This window comes from Lysobacter sp. MMG2, assembly GCF_016735495.2.
GTDB lineage: Bacteria > Pseudomonadota > Gammaproteobacteria > Xanthomonadales > Xanthomonadaceae > Lysobacter_J.
On the sequence record NZ_JAERQY020000006.1, the window covers coordinates 101075 to 114434 of the forward strand.

General features: G+C 67.0%; 16 protein-coding genes. 4 read left to right on the forward strand and 12 right to left on the reverse strand.

The features are described 5' to 3' along the window. Positions 1–154: 154 nt before the first annotated feature. The 5 genes from JI752_RS18385 to asnS form a co-directional block, all read right to left on the reverse strand. Positions 155–943 carry an SDR family oxidoreductase gene (locus tag JI752_RS18385; RefSeq protein WP_216966939.1) on the reverse strand — a complete coding sequence of 263 codons (789 nt, stop codon included), beginning with the start codon at positions 941–943 and terminating at the stop codon, positions 155–157. Position 944: 1 nt separating this feature from the next. Further along, positions 945–1577 (reverse strand): FMN-binding negative transcriptional regulator, encoded by a 633-nt coding sequence (locus tag JI752_RS18390; protein WP_216966941.1) that lies wholly within the window; start codon positions 1575–1577, stop codon positions 945–947. A gap of 8 nt (positions 1578–1585) precedes the next feature. Continuing rightward, entirely contained in the window at positions 1586–1894 is a 309-nt protein-coding gene (locus JI752_RS18395) for a hypothetical protein (protein WP_216966944.1), read from the reverse strand. After that, positions 1891–2196, reverse strand: a complete 306-nt coding sequence (locus JI752_RS18400; protein WP_216966948.1) for a hypothetical protein — start codon at positions 2194–2196, stop codon at positions 1891–1893. Before JI752_RS18400 ends, JI752_RS18395 begins: the two co-directional genes overlap by 4 nt. A gap of 127 nt (positions 2197–2323) precedes the next feature. Next, the gene (asnS, locus tag JI752_RS18405; RefSeq protein ID WP_216966951.1) at positions 2324–3724 is read right to left on the reverse strand and encodes an asparagine--tRNA ligase; all 1401 of its coding nucleotides are present in this window, start codon (positions 3722–3724) and stop codon (positions 2324–2326) included. A 132-nt stretch (positions 3725–3856) separates the two neighbouring features. Between asnS and JI752_RS18410 the strand changes: the two genes are divergently transcribed. Together JI752_RS18410 and JI752_RS18415 are read left to right on the forward strand one after the other, a co-directional pair. After that, positions 3857–4195, forward strand: coding sequence for an iron-sulfur cluster assembly accessory protein (locus JI752_RS18410; protein ID WP_216966953.1), 339 nt, complete (start codon positions 3857–3859; stop codon positions 4193–4195). Positions 4196–4337: 142 nt separating this feature from the next. After that, positions 4338–5852 (forward strand): fumarate hydratase, encoded by a 1515-nt coding sequence (locus tag JI752_RS18415; protein WP_216967150.1) that lies wholly within the window; start codon positions 4338–4340, stop codon positions 5850–5852. Between the two features lie 61 nt (positions 5853–5913). Here JI752_RS18415 and JI752_RS18420 read toward each other — a convergent pair whose 3' ends face one another. From JI752_RS18420 to JI752_RS18435, 4 genes are all read right to left on the reverse strand, one after another. Next, positions 5914–7035 (reverse strand): sterol desaturase family protein, encoded by a 1122-nt coding sequence (locus JI752_RS18420; protein ID WP_216966956.1) that lies wholly within the window; start codon positions 7033–7035, stop codon positions 5914–5916. A gap of 109 nt (positions 7036–7144) precedes the next feature. Next, positions 7145–8101 (reverse strand): patatin-like phospholipase family protein, encoded by a 957-nt coding sequence (locus JI752_RS18425; RefSeq protein WP_216966959.1) that lies wholly within the window; start codon positions 8099–8101, stop codon positions 7145–7147. A gap of 114 nt (positions 8102–8215) precedes the next feature. Continuing rightward, a complete protein-coding gene (locus tag JI752_RS18430) occupies positions 8216–9385 on the reverse strand; it encodes a phospholipase A (protein WP_216966962.1) in 1170 nt (389 codons plus the stop codon). A 77-nt stretch (positions 9386–9462) separates the two neighbouring features. Next, positions 9463–9948 carry a DUF456 domain-containing protein gene (locus JI752_RS18435; protein WP_216966965.1) on the reverse strand — a complete coding sequence of 162 codons (486 nt, stop codon included), beginning with the start codon at positions 9946–9948 and terminating at the stop codon, positions 9463–9465. Positions 9949–10164: 216 nt separating this feature from the next. Between JI752_RS18435 and JI752_RS18440 the strand changes: the two genes are divergently transcribed. Beyond that, on the forward strand, positions 10165–10374 hold the full coding sequence (locus tag JI752_RS18440) for a cold-shock protein (RefSeq protein ID WP_206860859.1): 210 nt from the start codon (positions 10165–10167) through the stop codon (positions 10372–10374). A 226-nt stretch (positions 10375–10600) separates the two neighbouring features. On the opposite strand, the gene JI752_RS18445 is transcribed toward JI752_RS18440, so the two are convergent. Then, positions 10601–11089, reverse strand: a complete 489-nt coding sequence (locus JI752_RS18445) for a glycine zipper 2TM domain-containing protein (RefSeq protein ID WP_216966968.1) — start codon at positions 11087–11089, stop codon at positions 10601–10603. 126 nt (positions 11090–11215) lie between these two features. Then, the gene (locus tag JI752_RS18450; RefSeq protein ID WP_216966971.1) at positions 11216–11650 is read right to left on the reverse strand and encodes a cytochrome c; all 435 of its coding nucleotides are present in this window, start codon (positions 11648–11650) and stop codon (positions 11216–11218) included. A gap of 83 nt (positions 11651–11733) precedes the next feature. Between JI752_RS18450 and JI752_RS18455 the strand changes: the two genes are divergently transcribed. Further along, a complete protein-coding gene (locus JI752_RS18455; protein ID WP_216966975.1) occupies positions 11734–12582 on the forward strand; it encodes a tRNA threonylcarbamoyladenosine dehydratase in 849 nt (282 codons plus the stop codon). On the opposite strand, the gene JI752_RS18460 is transcribed toward JI752_RS18455, so the two are convergent. Further along, positions 12579–13352 (reverse strand): TatD family hydrolase, encoded by a 774-nt coding sequence (locus JI752_RS18460; protein ID WP_216966979.1) that lies wholly within the window; start codon positions 13350–13352, stop codon positions 12579–12581. The two genes, JI752_RS18455 and JI752_RS18460, sit on opposite strands and share 4 nt — an antisense overlap. Positions 13353–13360: the final 8 nt, after the last annotated feature.

Genomic DNA, 13360 nt, shown 5'->3' on the forward strand with positions numbered 1-13360 from the left:
TTGCAGCGTCTGACGATTGGATTCCCGCCTTCGCGGGAATGACATCCTCTCCCGAATCCCGAATCCCGAATCCCGAATCCCGAATCCCGAATCCCGATTCCCGAATCCCGATTCCCGATTCCCGATTCCCGATTCCCGATTCCCGATTCCCGATCTAGAGCGACCGCGTGCGCCCGCCATCCACCGGCAGGTTCACGCCGGTGATGTACGACGCCGCAGGCGAGCACAGGAACGCGATCGCGGCCGCCGTTTCCTCGGGCCGTGCGAAGCGGCGCATCGGGATTTCCGAGACCATCTTCTGGAACACCTCATCGCGGCTCTTGCCCGTCTTCGTCGAGGTGTTGTCGATGATCTGCTCGATGCGCGGCGTCTCGGTCGATCCCGGCAGCACGTTGTTGACGGTGATGCCCTTGGGGGCCAGTTCCGTCGCCAGCGTCTTGGCCCAGCTCGCCACCGCCCAGCGCGTGGTGTTCGATACGCCCAACCCCTGCAGCGGTTCCTTCACCGAGGTGGAGATGACGTTGACGATGCGGCCGTAGCCGTCGCGTTCCATGCCCGGGATGACCGTCTCGGCGAGGACGTGGTTGGCGATGACGTGCTGGCGGTATGCGGCTTCGAACGCGGCGATCTCCGCGCCGTGCACGGGGCCCGGCGGCGGACCGCCGCTGTTGTTCACCAGGATGTGCACGGGGCGCGCGTTGACCAGCGCCTGCACCTTGGCGCGCAGCGTGTCGGTGTCGGTGCCGTCGGCGGCGATCCAGCCGTGCGCCTGGCCTTCGCGCGGGGTCGGCATTGAGGCGGCCAGTTCGCGCAGGCGTTCCTCGCGGCGGGCGAGCAGGGTGACGTCGGCGCCGAGATCCGCCAGCGCGCGCGCCGTCGCCAGGCCAATGCCCTGGCTGGCGCCGCAGACGAGCGCATGCTTGCCGGTGAGGTCGAGGTCCACGTCAGTCTCCTTGTCGTTCGTTCATGCGTTCGCGCATCAGCGCGGCGGTGTCGCGGCTGGCGTCGCGCGATTGCGATTCGAGCCGGGTGGCCACGGCTTCGCAGTTGGCCATCGGATGGTTCTGGCTGAGCTTGAACTTCAGCGTGATCGAGTCGGCGACGAACCGGAATCCGACGATGCCGCGCAACTGGCGGCGCAGGTCGTCGCGTTCGAATTCGAAACGCCAGTCGCCGCCCACCGTGGCTTCGTGATCCACGCTCAATCCGTCGACGACCGCCGCCAGCGAGGCTTCGTCCTCGAACGTCGACATCGTGCCGCGCAGGTGGGCGACCGCGTAGTTCCAGGTCGGCACGCGCGCGGCTTCTTCCTTGTCGGGATACCAGCCGGGCGAGACGTACGCGTGCGGGCCGTGGAAGATCGCCAGCGCGGGGCCGGCGTGTTTCGCCTGCGGATTGGGTCGGGCCCAGTGGCCGATCAGTTCGACGTGTTCGCCGTTGCGGCGATAGAGCACGGGCAGGTGGCTGACGGTCGGTTCGCCGTCACGCACGGTGACCAGCGTGATGAAGCGGTCGCGTTGCGCCAACCGGTCCAGCGCTTCGAGATCGTGTTCGGCGAAGGCGCGGGGCAGGTACATGGCGATGGTCAGTGCCGCGAGGGAAGCTGCTGGACCATCTGCGGGCGCAGCACGTCGAGGCCTTCGCCGCTGGGCGGGACGAGTTCGTCCAGCGTGAAGCCGCGATTGCGCGCGTCGTCGTCGTCGAGGCCGTCGAGTGCGACGAACTCCGCGTCCATCAGCGCAGCGCGTGCGCTGTCCTCGCTGTCGTACGGCTGGAGGACGCCGTCGCTGTCGAGCACTTCGGCGGTGCCGGCGTCGAGCATGCGCAGGCGTGCCCAGATCAGCGTGCGGCCGATCGTGGCGAGCCACCACTGGTCGTTGACGTTGTCGTTCATCCGATCACCACGGCAAGAAGCCAGAGCAGGGCGGCGCATACGAGGCCGCCGATGATGGTCAACAGCGAGATCCTGGCGGGGCTCGCAAGACCGTTGAGGTTGCCGTCGTGCACCGACAGGTAGCCACGACGCAGCAGCCAGCCCCACGCCGACGGCCGCGCGAACGCGCCTTCGCCCAACTGCGCCTGCAACTGCGGATGGCGGTCGCGGATGTGCACCAGCGACAACGGCCAGAAGATCACGAACGCGCAGAAGCCGGCGATGGCGATGGCGACGAAGAGCAGGGAGAAGAACAGGATCACAGGCGTGGGATTCGGGATTGGGGATTGGGGATTCGCAAAAGCGACGCGACGTGTTGGGCAACATCAGAACGGCGGGACGCGCGTTTTACCAATCTCGAATCCCGAATCTCCAATCCCGTAGATCGCATCAATACTCCGCGCTGCCCGGCGCGCGCGGGTAGGGGATCGCATCGCGGATGTTGCTCAGGCCGCACACGTACACCACCAGGCGCTCGAAGCCCAGGCCGAAGCCGGCGTGCGGCACGGTGCCGTAGCGGCGGAAATCGCGGTACCAGCCGTAGTGCGCCGGATCCAGGCCGAACTGCGCCATGCGCGCGTCCAGCATGTCCAGGCGCTCCTCGCGCTGGCTGCCGCCGATGATCTCGCCGATGCCAGGCGCCAGCACGTCCATCGCGGCGACGGTCTTGCCGTCGTCGTTCAGGCGCATGTAGAAGGCCTTGATGTGCTCGGGATAGTTGGTCACCACGACCGGGCGGCCGACGTGTTCCTCGGTGAGCCAGCGCTCGTGCTCGGTCTGCAGGTCCAGGCCCCATTCGACCGGGAAGTCGAACTTCTTCTTCGCGTTCTGAAGCAGCTTGATCGCATCGGTGTACTCGATGCGCTCGAAGGGCGCGTTGACGAACGACTCCAGACGCGTGATCGCGTCGGGCTGCACGCGTTCGGCGATGAAGGCCATGTCGTCGCCGCGCTCGTTGAGCACGGCGCGGAACATGTACTTGAGGAATTCCTCGGCCACGCGCGCGTCTTCGGCCAGGTCGGCGAAGGCGATTTCCGGTTCGATCATCCAGAACTCGGCCAGGTGGCGCGTGGTGTTGCTGTTCTCGGCGCGGAACGTCGGACCGAAGGTGTAGACCTTGCTCAGCGACAGCGCGTAGGCCTCGACGTTGAGCTGGCCGGACACGGTCAGGAAGGTTTCCTTGCCGAAGAAATCGCGGCTGAAATCGACCGCGCCCTTGTCGTCGCGCGGCAGGTTCGCCATGTCCAGCGTGGAGACGCGGAACATCTGGCCGGCGCCCTCGGCGTCGGAGGTCGTCACGATCGGCGTGGAAATCCAGTAGAAGCCGTTTTCGTGGAAGTAACGGTGCGCGGCCTTGGCCAGGCAGTCGCGGATGCGCGTGACGGCGCCGAACAGATTGGTGCGCGGGCGCAGGTGGGCGACTTCGCGCAGGAACTCCAGCGAATGCGCCTTGGGCTGGATGGGGTAGGTTTCCGGGTCCTCGACCCAGCCGACGACCTCCAGGCGGTTGGCCTGGATCTCGAACGCCTGTCCCTGGCCCTGCGAGGCCACCAGCGTGCCGGTGGCGATCACCGCGCAGCCGGCGGTGAGGCGCTTCACCTCGGATTCGTAGTTGGCCAGGTCCGACGGGGCGACGACCTGGATCGGCGCGAAGCACGAGCCATCGCTGACGTTGACGAAGCTGAGCCCGGCCTTGGAATCGCGCCGGGTGCGCACCCAGCCACGGACCGTGACTTCGCCACCCGCCGGGATCTTGCCCGCGAGCGCCTGTTCGACGCTGACCACCGTCATGCCTTGAATCCTTGCCGCTTCGGGCCAATTAGGGGAAAGGCCGGAGTTTACCGAACGCCCGGCATCACGTCGCTATAATCCCCATGCGGTAATCCCGCGCAGTAACTCATTGATGTCAGCCGGAGTCCTTTAATGGCCGTCACCCTCGCTCCCGCCGCTCTCGCCCGCGTCCAGCGCTATCTCGTCGAAGATCCCGGCGCGATCGGCCTGCGCTTCGGCGTGACCCGCACGGGCTGTTCGGGCTGGCAGTACAAGGCCGACCTGACCCGCGAGCAGGGCGCTGACGACACGGTGTTCGAGCAGGAGGGCGTGCGCGTTTACGTCGACGCGCTGAGCCTGCCGCTGGTGGACGGCACGGAAATCGACCTGGTCAAGCAGCGGCTGGGCGAGCAGTTCCTGTTCCGCAACCCGAACGTCACGGCCGAATGCGGCTGCGGCGAGAGCTTCACGACCAAGGCCGACGCGGCCTGATACCCGATTCCCGGCCGCCTGCGGCGGCCTGCCCATCCCGCGCGAGGGGTGGGGCTCGGCCGACGGGCTAGAATGGCGGTTCCGCCGCCAGCCCTGAAAGCCCGCCGTGAGCAAGACCGCACCTCAGCCGTCCAGCCAGCCCGTGTCCATCCGTCAGGAAGACCTGATCCAGTCCGTCGCGGACGCGCTGCAGTACATCAGCTACTACCACCCGGTCGACTACATCCAGAACCTCGCCGCCGCCTATGAGCGCGAGGAGTCGCCGGCGGCGAAGGACGCCATCGCCCAGATCCTGATCAACTCGCGCATGTGCGCCGAGGGCCACCGCCCGATCTGCCAGGACACCGGCATCGTCACCGTGTTCCTCGAGATCGGCATGAACGTGCGCTGGGACGACGCGACGATGGGCGTGGAGGACATGGTCCACGAAGGCGTGCGCCGCGCCTACAACCACCCGGACAACAAGCTGCGCGCCTCGGTGCTGGCCGACCCCGCCGGCAAGCGCACCAACACGAAGGACAACACGCCCGGCGTGGTCAACGTGAAGGTCGTGCCGGGCAATACGGTGGACGTGATCGTCGCCGCGAAGGGCGGCGGTTCGGAGGCGAAGTCGAAGTTCGCGATGCTCAACCCGTCCGACTCCATCGTCGACTGGGTGCTCAAGACCGTGCCGACGATGGGCGCCGGCTGGTGCCCGCCGGGCATGCTCGGCATCGGCATCGGCGGTACCGCCGAGAAGGCGATGCTGCTGGCCAAGGAAGCGCTGATGGAGCCGATCGACATCACCGATCTGCAGGCCCGCGGCGCATCCAACCGCGCCGAGGAACTGCGCCTGGAGCTGTACGAGAAGGTCAACGCGCTGGGCATCGGCGCGCAGGGCCTGGGCGGTCTGACCACGGTGCTCGACATCAAGGTCAAGGATTACCCGACGCACGCGGCGAACCTGCCGGTCGCGCTGATTCCGAACTGCGCCGCCACGCGCCACGCGCATTTCACGCTGGACGGCAGCGGTCCGGTGATGCTCGATCCGCCGTCGCTGGCTGACTGGCCGGAGCTGACCTACGACGCCTCCAAGGGCCGTCGCGTCAACCTCGACACGCTGACCAAGGAAGACGTCGCCAGCTGGAAGCCGGGCGAGGTGCTGCTGCTCAACGGCAAGCTGCTGACCGGCCGCGACGCCGCGCACAAGCGCATGGTCGACATGCTCAACAAGGGCGAAGCGCTGCCGGTGGACCTGCGCGGCCGCTTCATCTACTACGTCGGCCCGGTCGATCCGGTGCGCGATGAAGTCGTCGGCCCCGCGGGCCCGACCACCGCCACGCGCATGGACAAGTTCACCGAGCAGGTGCTGGCGCAGACCGGCCTGCTGGGCATGGTCGGCAAGGCCGAACGCGGCCCGACGGCGATCGAGGCGATCCGCAAGCACCAGTCGGCCTACCTGATGGCGGTCGGCGGCGCGGCGTACCTGGTGTCGAAGGCGATCAAAGCGGCGAAGGTCGTCGGTTTCGCCGATCTGGGCATGGAAGCGATCTACGAGTTCGAAGTGCAGGACATGCCGGTCACCGTCGCCGTGGATTCCACCGGCGAGTCCGTGCACAACACCGGCCCGCGCGAATGGCAGGCGAAGATCGGCAAGATTCCGGTCGTGGTGGCGTAAGTCCTACGCCTCGCTCCGCCGGATGGCGCCCTCTCCCGTTCGCGGGAGAGGGTGGGCTCGATCAGGCGACGTGGTCGTCGTAGGTCTTGCGCGAGCGGAACGGCATCAGGTGCTGGCGCACGATTCCGCGCGGCACCGTCTCCAGTTTCATCACCCCGTACTCCGCGGGCCACGTCTGGTCACGGGGCAGCTTGAACGTGCCCATGAGCATGTCCACCAGCGGCAGGTGGATGGCGTAGTTGACGTCGATGTAGTCGCGGTGCCGCGCATGGTGCCAGTGGTGGTAGCGCGGCAGCACGAGGATGTATTCCAGCCATCCGAAGCGGACGCCCAGGTTGGCGTGGGCCAGCACTGCCTGCAGGCCGACGAGGATCACGTAGGCGTTGATCGCCGAAGCCGAGAATCCCAGCACCAGCAGCGGCAGCATGACCGCGCTGCGCGTCAGCACGATTTCCACCAGATGGATGCGCGAACCCGCCAGCCAGTCCATTTCGCGGCTGGAGTGGTGCACGGCGTGGAAGCGCCAGAGCCACGGGATGTTGTGGTACGCACGGTGCAGCAATGCCTGGGCCATGTCGGCCATGAAGACCGCAAGCAGGAACTGGAGCCACACCGGCATCGACTGGATTAGGGATTTCAGCGACGGGAACGCGGCCAGTCCGGCGACCGTGGAGGTGGAGGCCGTCACCAGGATCAGGATGAACTGCACCAGCACATGGCTCATGAAGAAGTACGCCAGGTCGGTGCGCCAGCCCGGGCGCAGTGGCGAGAGGGTTCGTTGGCCGAGGTAGCGCTCCAGCGGCACGAAGACCAGCGCGGAAAAGAACAGCGAGATCACAAACCAGTCCAGACCGAGCGAGTACGGCGTCTTCCCGATCGCATCGAACGTCACGTTGGTGCCGCCCAGCAGCACCGCCGCCGTCGCGCATCCCACGCCCACCAGGGCCGCGCGCCGATTGCGGCCGCGCAGGATCGCAAACGTCCCCATGCAGAACGCCGCCACCAGGCCGGCCAGCAGAAGATGGCGCGCGAACGCCTCGGTGTACGCGGTGCGGAACTCCTTGCTCGTCAGCAGTTCCGGGAAGTGGAAGCACAGCACCGCCAGCAGGCTCAGCACGCCGAGCAGGGCCGAGGAGTAGGCGAGGAAGGAGCGTCGGAAACGCCGGGCGACGGGTGGACTCATGGACATCCTGTCACGGTGGATTGCGCGCAGGATGCCCGTTCCATCCGCGCCGCTCAATCAGCGAAATGCCCGTGCCGGAGCGGGCCGGAGGACGGGCGGCGGGCCGTGACTACAGCCGCGTCACCAGCGTCGCCAGCTTGTTCTGCGTTTCCTCGCGCTGGAGGTAGTTCTGCGCCATCGCCTCCAGTGCGGCGATGTTGGTCGCGGTCACGTCGTCCAGATCGTCCAGGCCGGTCATCAGCTCGGCCTGCAGGCGGAAGTACCCGTCGCCGACGAGGTGCTGCGCGATGTAGTCCACCGCGTCGGTGTTGCCGTCGAACAGCACGTCGATGATGGGAATCGCCCACTCGATCGCGCCCCATTCGCGGGCCGATTTCAGGTCGATCGGACGGCTGCGTTCGCCCGTGCCGACCGAGAGCACCACCAGGTCCTGCGCGCTGTCCACGCGCACATCCTTGCGCATGGCTTCGGCGATCGCGCAGGCCGTCGGGTTGTTGGCGACCACGCCGCCGTCGATCATCGCGCGTGCCCGGCCTTCGACCGTCATCGGGTGTGCAGGGAAGTAGACGGGCGCGGCCGTCGAGGCGCGGCAGACCTCCCACATCGGCAGGTCCGCGTGCTCGGGCTTGAAGCTCTTGAAGACGACGGGCTTGCGGGAAATCGTGTCGTAACTGGTGATCAGCAGCGGGATCTTCGACTGCCCCAGCCGGGTGTCGCCGAAGACCTTGCGCAGCACTTCCTCCAGCCCCGTCCCGTCGTAGCGCGGGGCCGACAGCCCCTGGGTGAACATGCGTCCGGCACGCGACCACAGGCGCTGCGCCATGCCGGGAAAGATGAGGTGGCGATGCTGGCGATAGAGCCGCGCCAGTTCCATCGGCGCCAGTCCGATGGCCAGTCCGCAGCCGACGATGGCCCCGGTGGAACTGCCGGCGAGCAGGTCGAAGGACTTCAGCAGTCCCGGCTTGCCGGCGCGGGCGAGGGCGTCCTCGACGCCCGCCAGCCAGTGGCAGCTCACCAGCCCGCGGATGCCGCCGCCGTCGAGCGAAAGGATGCGTCGCATGTCCATCGTGGCGTCTCCGTGCACGCGATCTCCGCAGGATCGTCATGATCGGACAACCGGGTCGCGCAGGTTGCGAACCGGCTCACGTCACGATGGATCGGGCCGCGGCGCAGCGTCCGTTCAGTACCACTCGAACAGGGAAACGCCCAGGCCGATGTAGGTCGCCTTGTGGTTGTAGTCGATGAGGCTCTCGCCGTAGCCGTCGAACACCTGCAGGTGGCCGCGCAGGTTGTTGGAAATCGGGAAACCCCAGTCGAACTGCAGCGCGCCGTGCGAACGGTCGCCGCCGCGCAGCGAGTGGCGGCCCATCAGCGAGAACTGGTGCCCGCCGCGCACGTAGACCAGCGTGGCGTCGCCACGGCCGACGTAGTCCTCGATGTCGCGGTTGTTGTCCTCGTTCGCGCTTTCCTTGACGCGCCACCACGGGCGCACCGTCAGCGCCCAGTTCTCGCGGTCCAGGCCGATCAGCCCGATCACGCGGTTCCAGCTGCGTGAGAGCGGGTCGGCGCGGCCGTTGGACTGGTGGTTCACGCCGATGCCGAGCAGTCGGCCGTTCCATCCACCCAGGTGGTAGTTGTTGCGGAAGGTCAGCATGACCTCCGGTTCGTAGTTGGTCTCGCGGAACGGGCGCGATTCCTCCGCGTTGTAGACCTGCCAGTGGGACGACTGGGTATAGGCCATCCACAGATCGCCGTTGTCGCCGAAGATGTTCTCCCAGGCCTTGGTCTTGAAGCTGAGCTGGAACTTGGCTTCCAGTGAATCCAGGCCGAGCGGCGTGTTGACCGTGTTGTTCGGGTTGGGCGAGGAGGGCGTCTCGTTCGGATCGCTGCTCCAGAACGCGGGCAGCAGGTACACCGGCTTGTAGGCGCGGAAGTTCCAGGTGCCCAGCTTGGAGTCCTTGGCCAGCTCCCAGCGGCTGTCGAGCAGTGAGCCCTTGCCGGCGTTGGCGATGGCCCGGTCGAGCGTGTCTTCCATCGGGTACAGATCGCTGCCCGTCGGCGCCGGCGTCTGTTCTTCGGGCACCACTTCCTCTGCCAGTTCCAGGTTCTTCTGGATAGCCTTGGCTTCCTTCGCGGCGATGTCGGCACCGCGGGTGTCACGCGCGCTGCGCCCGAGTGCGGCGTCGTAGCAGGCCAGGCGATCGGCGTCGACGACGATCGAGACGCAGGCTTCCGGCGTGATGGGGTGGGCCGGTGTCTGTGCCAGCGCCGGCAACGGCGTGGCGACAAGCAGGCTGAAGGCGGTCAGGGAAAGTCGGTTGCGTGGGGCATCGTGCCTGGGGGACGGCATGGGTCACTCGCAAAGGGGGGACGGGCGTCGCAAGCCAGTGTCGCATCGCAACACGGGCCGGCCGTGAACGAGGAAGGCTAGAAGAACCAGGCCGCCGCGAACAGCCCCAGCATCGCGAAGGCGAGGCCGAGTTTGAGCACGACTCCAAACACGATGCCCAGCCAGGTACCGAAACCGACCTTGGTGGCCCGGCGGACTTCGCGGCCGTGGATGAGCTCGCCGCCGAGCGCGCCGACGAAGGGCCCGGCGAACAGACCGATCGGGCCGAAGAACAGCCCGGCAAACGTTCCGATCATGGCCCCGGCCACGGCGAGTTTGCTCGCCCCCACGCGCTTGGCGCCGAGAGCGGTGGCAAGGAAATCGATGCCGATGGAAAGGACGGTCAGCAGGCCCAGGATCACCAGCACGACCCAGCCCACCTCGCGGAAATCCCCGGCCCAGGCGGCCAGCAACATTCCGGCGAATACCAGGGGCAGGCCGGGCAGGGCGGGCAGCACCGTACCGGCGATGCCGACGAGGATCAGAAGCCCGGCCAGAACGTAATAAAGTGCCTGTAAATCCATCCCGCTATACCCCATTCCTACGGGCACTTTGCCCGGATTGCATTTTCGCCCAGCGCGGGTTACGTTGCGGGCGCTGTGTTTGCCAGGGTCACCGTGAATCGTGGCCCGATGCGGTTGATCATCGATCCGCTACATCGTTGCACCTCGCTTCCTCCTTGCAACCAGCACGTGGCTTGCCACGTTTTCAACCAGCAACGTTTCAAGGAGTGAGTGCCAATGTCAGGTCGTGAAACCGGTACCGTCAAGTGGTTCAACGATGCCAAGGGCTTCGGCTTCATCAGCCGGGAGAACGGTGAGGATGTGTTCGTGCACTTCCGCGCGATCCAGACTCAGGGCTTCAAGAGCCTGAAGGAAGGCCAAAAGGTTTCCTTCACCGTCGTGCAAGGCCAGAAGGGTCTGCAGGCCGACGCCGTACAGCCGCTCTGATCCGGAGCCGCTGCAGTCGCGTTCGTCGCGACAGGCAATGAAAAACCCGGCAACCGCCGGGTTTTTCTTTTTTCCGATCCCACTCGCGCAAACCCTCGCGAGTATGCAGGCGTGGGTCATCGATAATCCCGATGTCGAATCCGCATATCGCCGTGCAGTCTTTGCTGCCCTCGCCGCAAATGAAACGGCCCGCTTGCGCGGGCCGTTTTTTTTCCGTATGCGGGAGTTACTGCGCCCAGGCCTTGCCGTTGTAAACGCGCACGTAGGACCCTTCGCGGATGTTGCCCAGGTCCTTCTGCGTGACCACGGTGCTGCGGCCGTCGTTCATGCGCACATACACGTTGAACGAAGCGTTGTTGGTGTTCTTCTGGATCGCATTGCCGGCCAAAGCGCCGCCGACCGCGCCAGCGGCCGCGGAGACGTTCTGGTTGCCCTTGCTGCCGCCGGTGTGGGCCGAGATCTCATGGCCGGCCACGGCACCGACGATGCCGCCCAGGATCGCGCCCGTGGCGCTGGGCGCGCTGCTGCCGGCACTCACCTGCTCGATGCGCGTCACGGTGCCGCAGTCGTAGCAGTTGGCGGGCGTGGTGCTGTAACCGCCGCCGCCATAGCTCGGCGCCGGCGCGCTGCTGTAGCCGGGCGAGGTGGCGCAGCCGGCCAGCGCGATGGTGGCGGCAGCGGCGACACCGAGCAGACGGACGTTCTGGATATTCATGCGCGACTCCTTGTGGATGGCCGGGCCGAGTCGGCCCCGTCGCCATGGCGGTCACGCTAGACGCGGCGCAGTGAACTGCCGATCAATGTCAGGCCGTTCCCCGTTCGCGCTTTCCGGAACGTTCAGTCAGCGGAAGTCCTGATGACAACCCTTGCACGATTCGCCGATGCCTTGCGCGAGCGTGCCCACGCTGGCGCAGCTGAGCGGCGGGTTGGCCAGCGCGGCGTCCAGTCGCGCGCGCATCTTGCTTGCGTGTTCGGCGAAGCGCTTGTCGTCGGCGAGGTCCGGGAAGGCCGGCTCCAGATCGTCGGCCATGGTGCGCAGCGCCTTGAGGTTGGGCAGCACGTCGGTGGCGGCGCAACGATTCTGCTCGACCTTCTTCTTCAACTGCCCCAGGTGCCACTGCTGTACGTGCATCACGCCGTCGTGGAAATGGTCCTTGCGCGCGTCGATGGCCCGCATCGCCATCACCGTGGCGACGACGCCGATCACCAGGCCGATCAAGAACAGGAACAGATAACGCGAAGCGTTGCTGCGCGGCTTGCTGGGCTGGGTGCTCATGCCTGGCCTCGATCCGAGAATTCGCGGCACGATAGCACGCGCTCCGGAACGGCCCGTGCCCGCGCGGCGCTTACAATGTCGCGATGAGCACGTCCCCCATTCCCGCGCAGACCGTCCCCGAACACGCCCTCGACCCCGCCTGGCTAGAACGCTTCGCCGGCGTGGATCGCCTTTACGGCACGGGGACCGTCGCGCATCTGGCCGGCTGCCGCGTTGCGGTGATCGGCATGGGCGGCGTGGGCTCTTGGGTGGCCGAGGCGCTGGCGCGTACCGGCGTGGGCCACCTGACCCTGATCGACGCCGACGACCTGTGCGTTTCCAACACCAACCGCCAGTTGCCGGCGCTCGCCGGCCAGTACGGTCGCGTGAAGGTGGAGGCGATGGCCGAACGCAGCCGCGCGATCAACCCGCAGATTACGGTGGAGGCCATCGCCAGCTTCGTCACGCCCTCGAACCTGGAGGAAATGCTGGACCGTGGCTTCGATCTGGTCATCGATGCCTGCGACAGCTTTCGGACCAAGGTCGTGATGGCCGCGTGGTGCCGGCGCCGCAAACTGCCGTTGATCGTGGTCGGCTCGGCCGGTGGTCGCACCGACGCGACCCTGGTGCGCGTGCGCGATCTTTCGCGCACCGAGCACGACGCCATGCTGGCGCTGGTGCGCAAGAAGCTGCGCAGCGAGTTCAATTTCCCGAAGAACGCCGACCGCTACTTCGGCATCTCCGCGATCTACTCGCTGGAGAACGTGAAGTACCCGCAGCCCGACGGGACGGTCTGCGGCACCCGCCCGCAGGTGTCCGGCGATGCGGCGCTGAAGCTGGACTGCGGTGCCGGCCTGGGCGCTGCGACGCACATCACCGGCACGTTCGCCTTCGCGGCGGTCGGGCGCGCGCTGGAGCTGCTGCTCAAGCGCAAGGGCGCCGCGCGCGCCTAGGTGCGGGGCAGGGCGAACAGGCGCTCGGCGTTCGCGCTGGTGGCGCGGGCGACGGCCTCGACGGACTCGCCGCGCAGCTCGGCGATGGTCGCCAACACCTGCGGCAGTCGCGAGGGCTCGTTGCGTTGGCCGCGGATGCACGCGTCCGGCTGATCGGGCGCATCGGTTTCCAGCAGCAGGTGTTCGATCGGCATGGTCGCGGCGAGTTTGCGCAGCCGGTTGGCGCGGTCGTAGGTGACCGGCCCGCCGAGCCCGAGCAGGAAGCCGTGCTTCCACAATTGGTTCGCCTGCTCCTGGCTGCCCGAGAAGCTGTGCACCACGCCGCGCAGCCCGCTGATGCGGCGGATCGTCGCGATCACCGCATCCACGGCGCGGCGCGCGTGCACGATGACGGGCAGGTCGAAGTCGCGCGCGATCTTAAGTTGCCCCTCGAAGAAATGCTGCTGGCGATCGGGATCGAGCCCTTCGATGAAGTAGTCCAGCCCGCATTCGCCCACGGCGACGGGGCGCTCGCGTTCGATCCATTCGCGCAGTTGCACGAGGTGCTCGTCGCGGTGGACGTCCAGCAGCATCGGGTGCAGGCCGTAGGCGGCGTGCAGGCGCTCGTCGGCCGCGCAGACCTCGCGCAGTTTCGGCCAACTCGCGGCGTCCACCGCGGGCACGATCTGCCGGTCCACGCCGGCCTCCCGTGCACGTGCGATCACCGCATCGCGGTCGCGGTCGAACTCGGCGTCATCCAGATGGCAGTGGGTGTCGACGAGCGCGGGCATGGGCGGAT

Excerpts from the sequence above, each read along its gene's own strand:
- JI752_RS18450 (WP_216966971.1), bottom strand. The coding sequence starts at position 11,650 with ATGAGCACCCAGCCCAGCAAGCCGCGCAGCAACGCTTCGCGTTATCTG.
- JI752_RS18445 (WP_216966968.1), bottom strand. The coding sequence starts at position 11,089 with ATGAATATCCAGAACGTCCGTCTGCTCGGTGTCGCCGCTGCCGCCACC.
- JI752_RS18395 (WP_216966944.1), bottom strand. The coding sequence starts at position 1,894 with ATGAACGACAACGTCAACGACCAGTGGTGGCTCGCCACGATCGGCCGC.
- asnS (WP_216966951.1), bottom strand. The coding sequence starts at position 3,724 with ATGACGGTGGTCAGCGTCGAACAGGCGCTCGCGGGCAAGATCCCGGCG.
- JI752_RS18420 (WP_216966956.1), bottom strand. The coding sequence starts at position 7,035 with ATGAGTCCACCCGTCGCCCGGCGTTTCCGACGCTCCTTCCTCGCCTAC.
- JI752_RS18425 (WP_216966959.1), bottom strand. The coding sequence starts at position 8,101 with ATGGACATGCGACGCATCCTTTCGCTCGACGGCGGCGGCATCCGCGGG.
- JI752_RS18410 (WP_216966953.1), top strand. The coding sequence starts at position 3,857 with ATGGCCGTCACCCTCGCTCCCGCCGCTCTCGCCCGCGTCCAGCGCTAT.
- JI752_RS18455 (WP_216966975.1), top strand. The coding sequence starts at position 11,734 with ATGAGCACGTCCCCCATTCCCGCGCAGACCGTCCCCGAACACGCCCTC.
- JI752_RS18430 (WP_216966962.1), bottom strand. The coding sequence starts at position 9,385 with ATGCCGTCCCCCAGGCACGATGCCCCACGCAACCGACTTTCCCTGACC.
- JI752_RS18460 (WP_216966979.1), bottom strand. The coding sequence starts at position 13,352 with ATGCCCGCGCTCGTCGACACCCACTGCCATCTGGATGACGCCGAGTTC.
- JI752_RS18440 (WP_206860859.1), top strand. The coding sequence starts at position 10,165 with ATGTCAGGTCGTGAAACCGGTACCGTCAAGTGGTTCAACGATGCCAAG.
- JI752_RS18390 (WP_216966941.1), bottom strand. The coding sequence starts at position 1,577 with ATGTACCTGCCCCGCGCCTTCGCCGAACACGATCTCGAAGCGCTGGAC.
- JI752_RS18435 (WP_216966965.1), bottom strand. The coding sequence starts at position 9,948 with ATGGATTTACAGGCACTTTATTACGTTCTGGCCGGGCTTCTGATCCTC.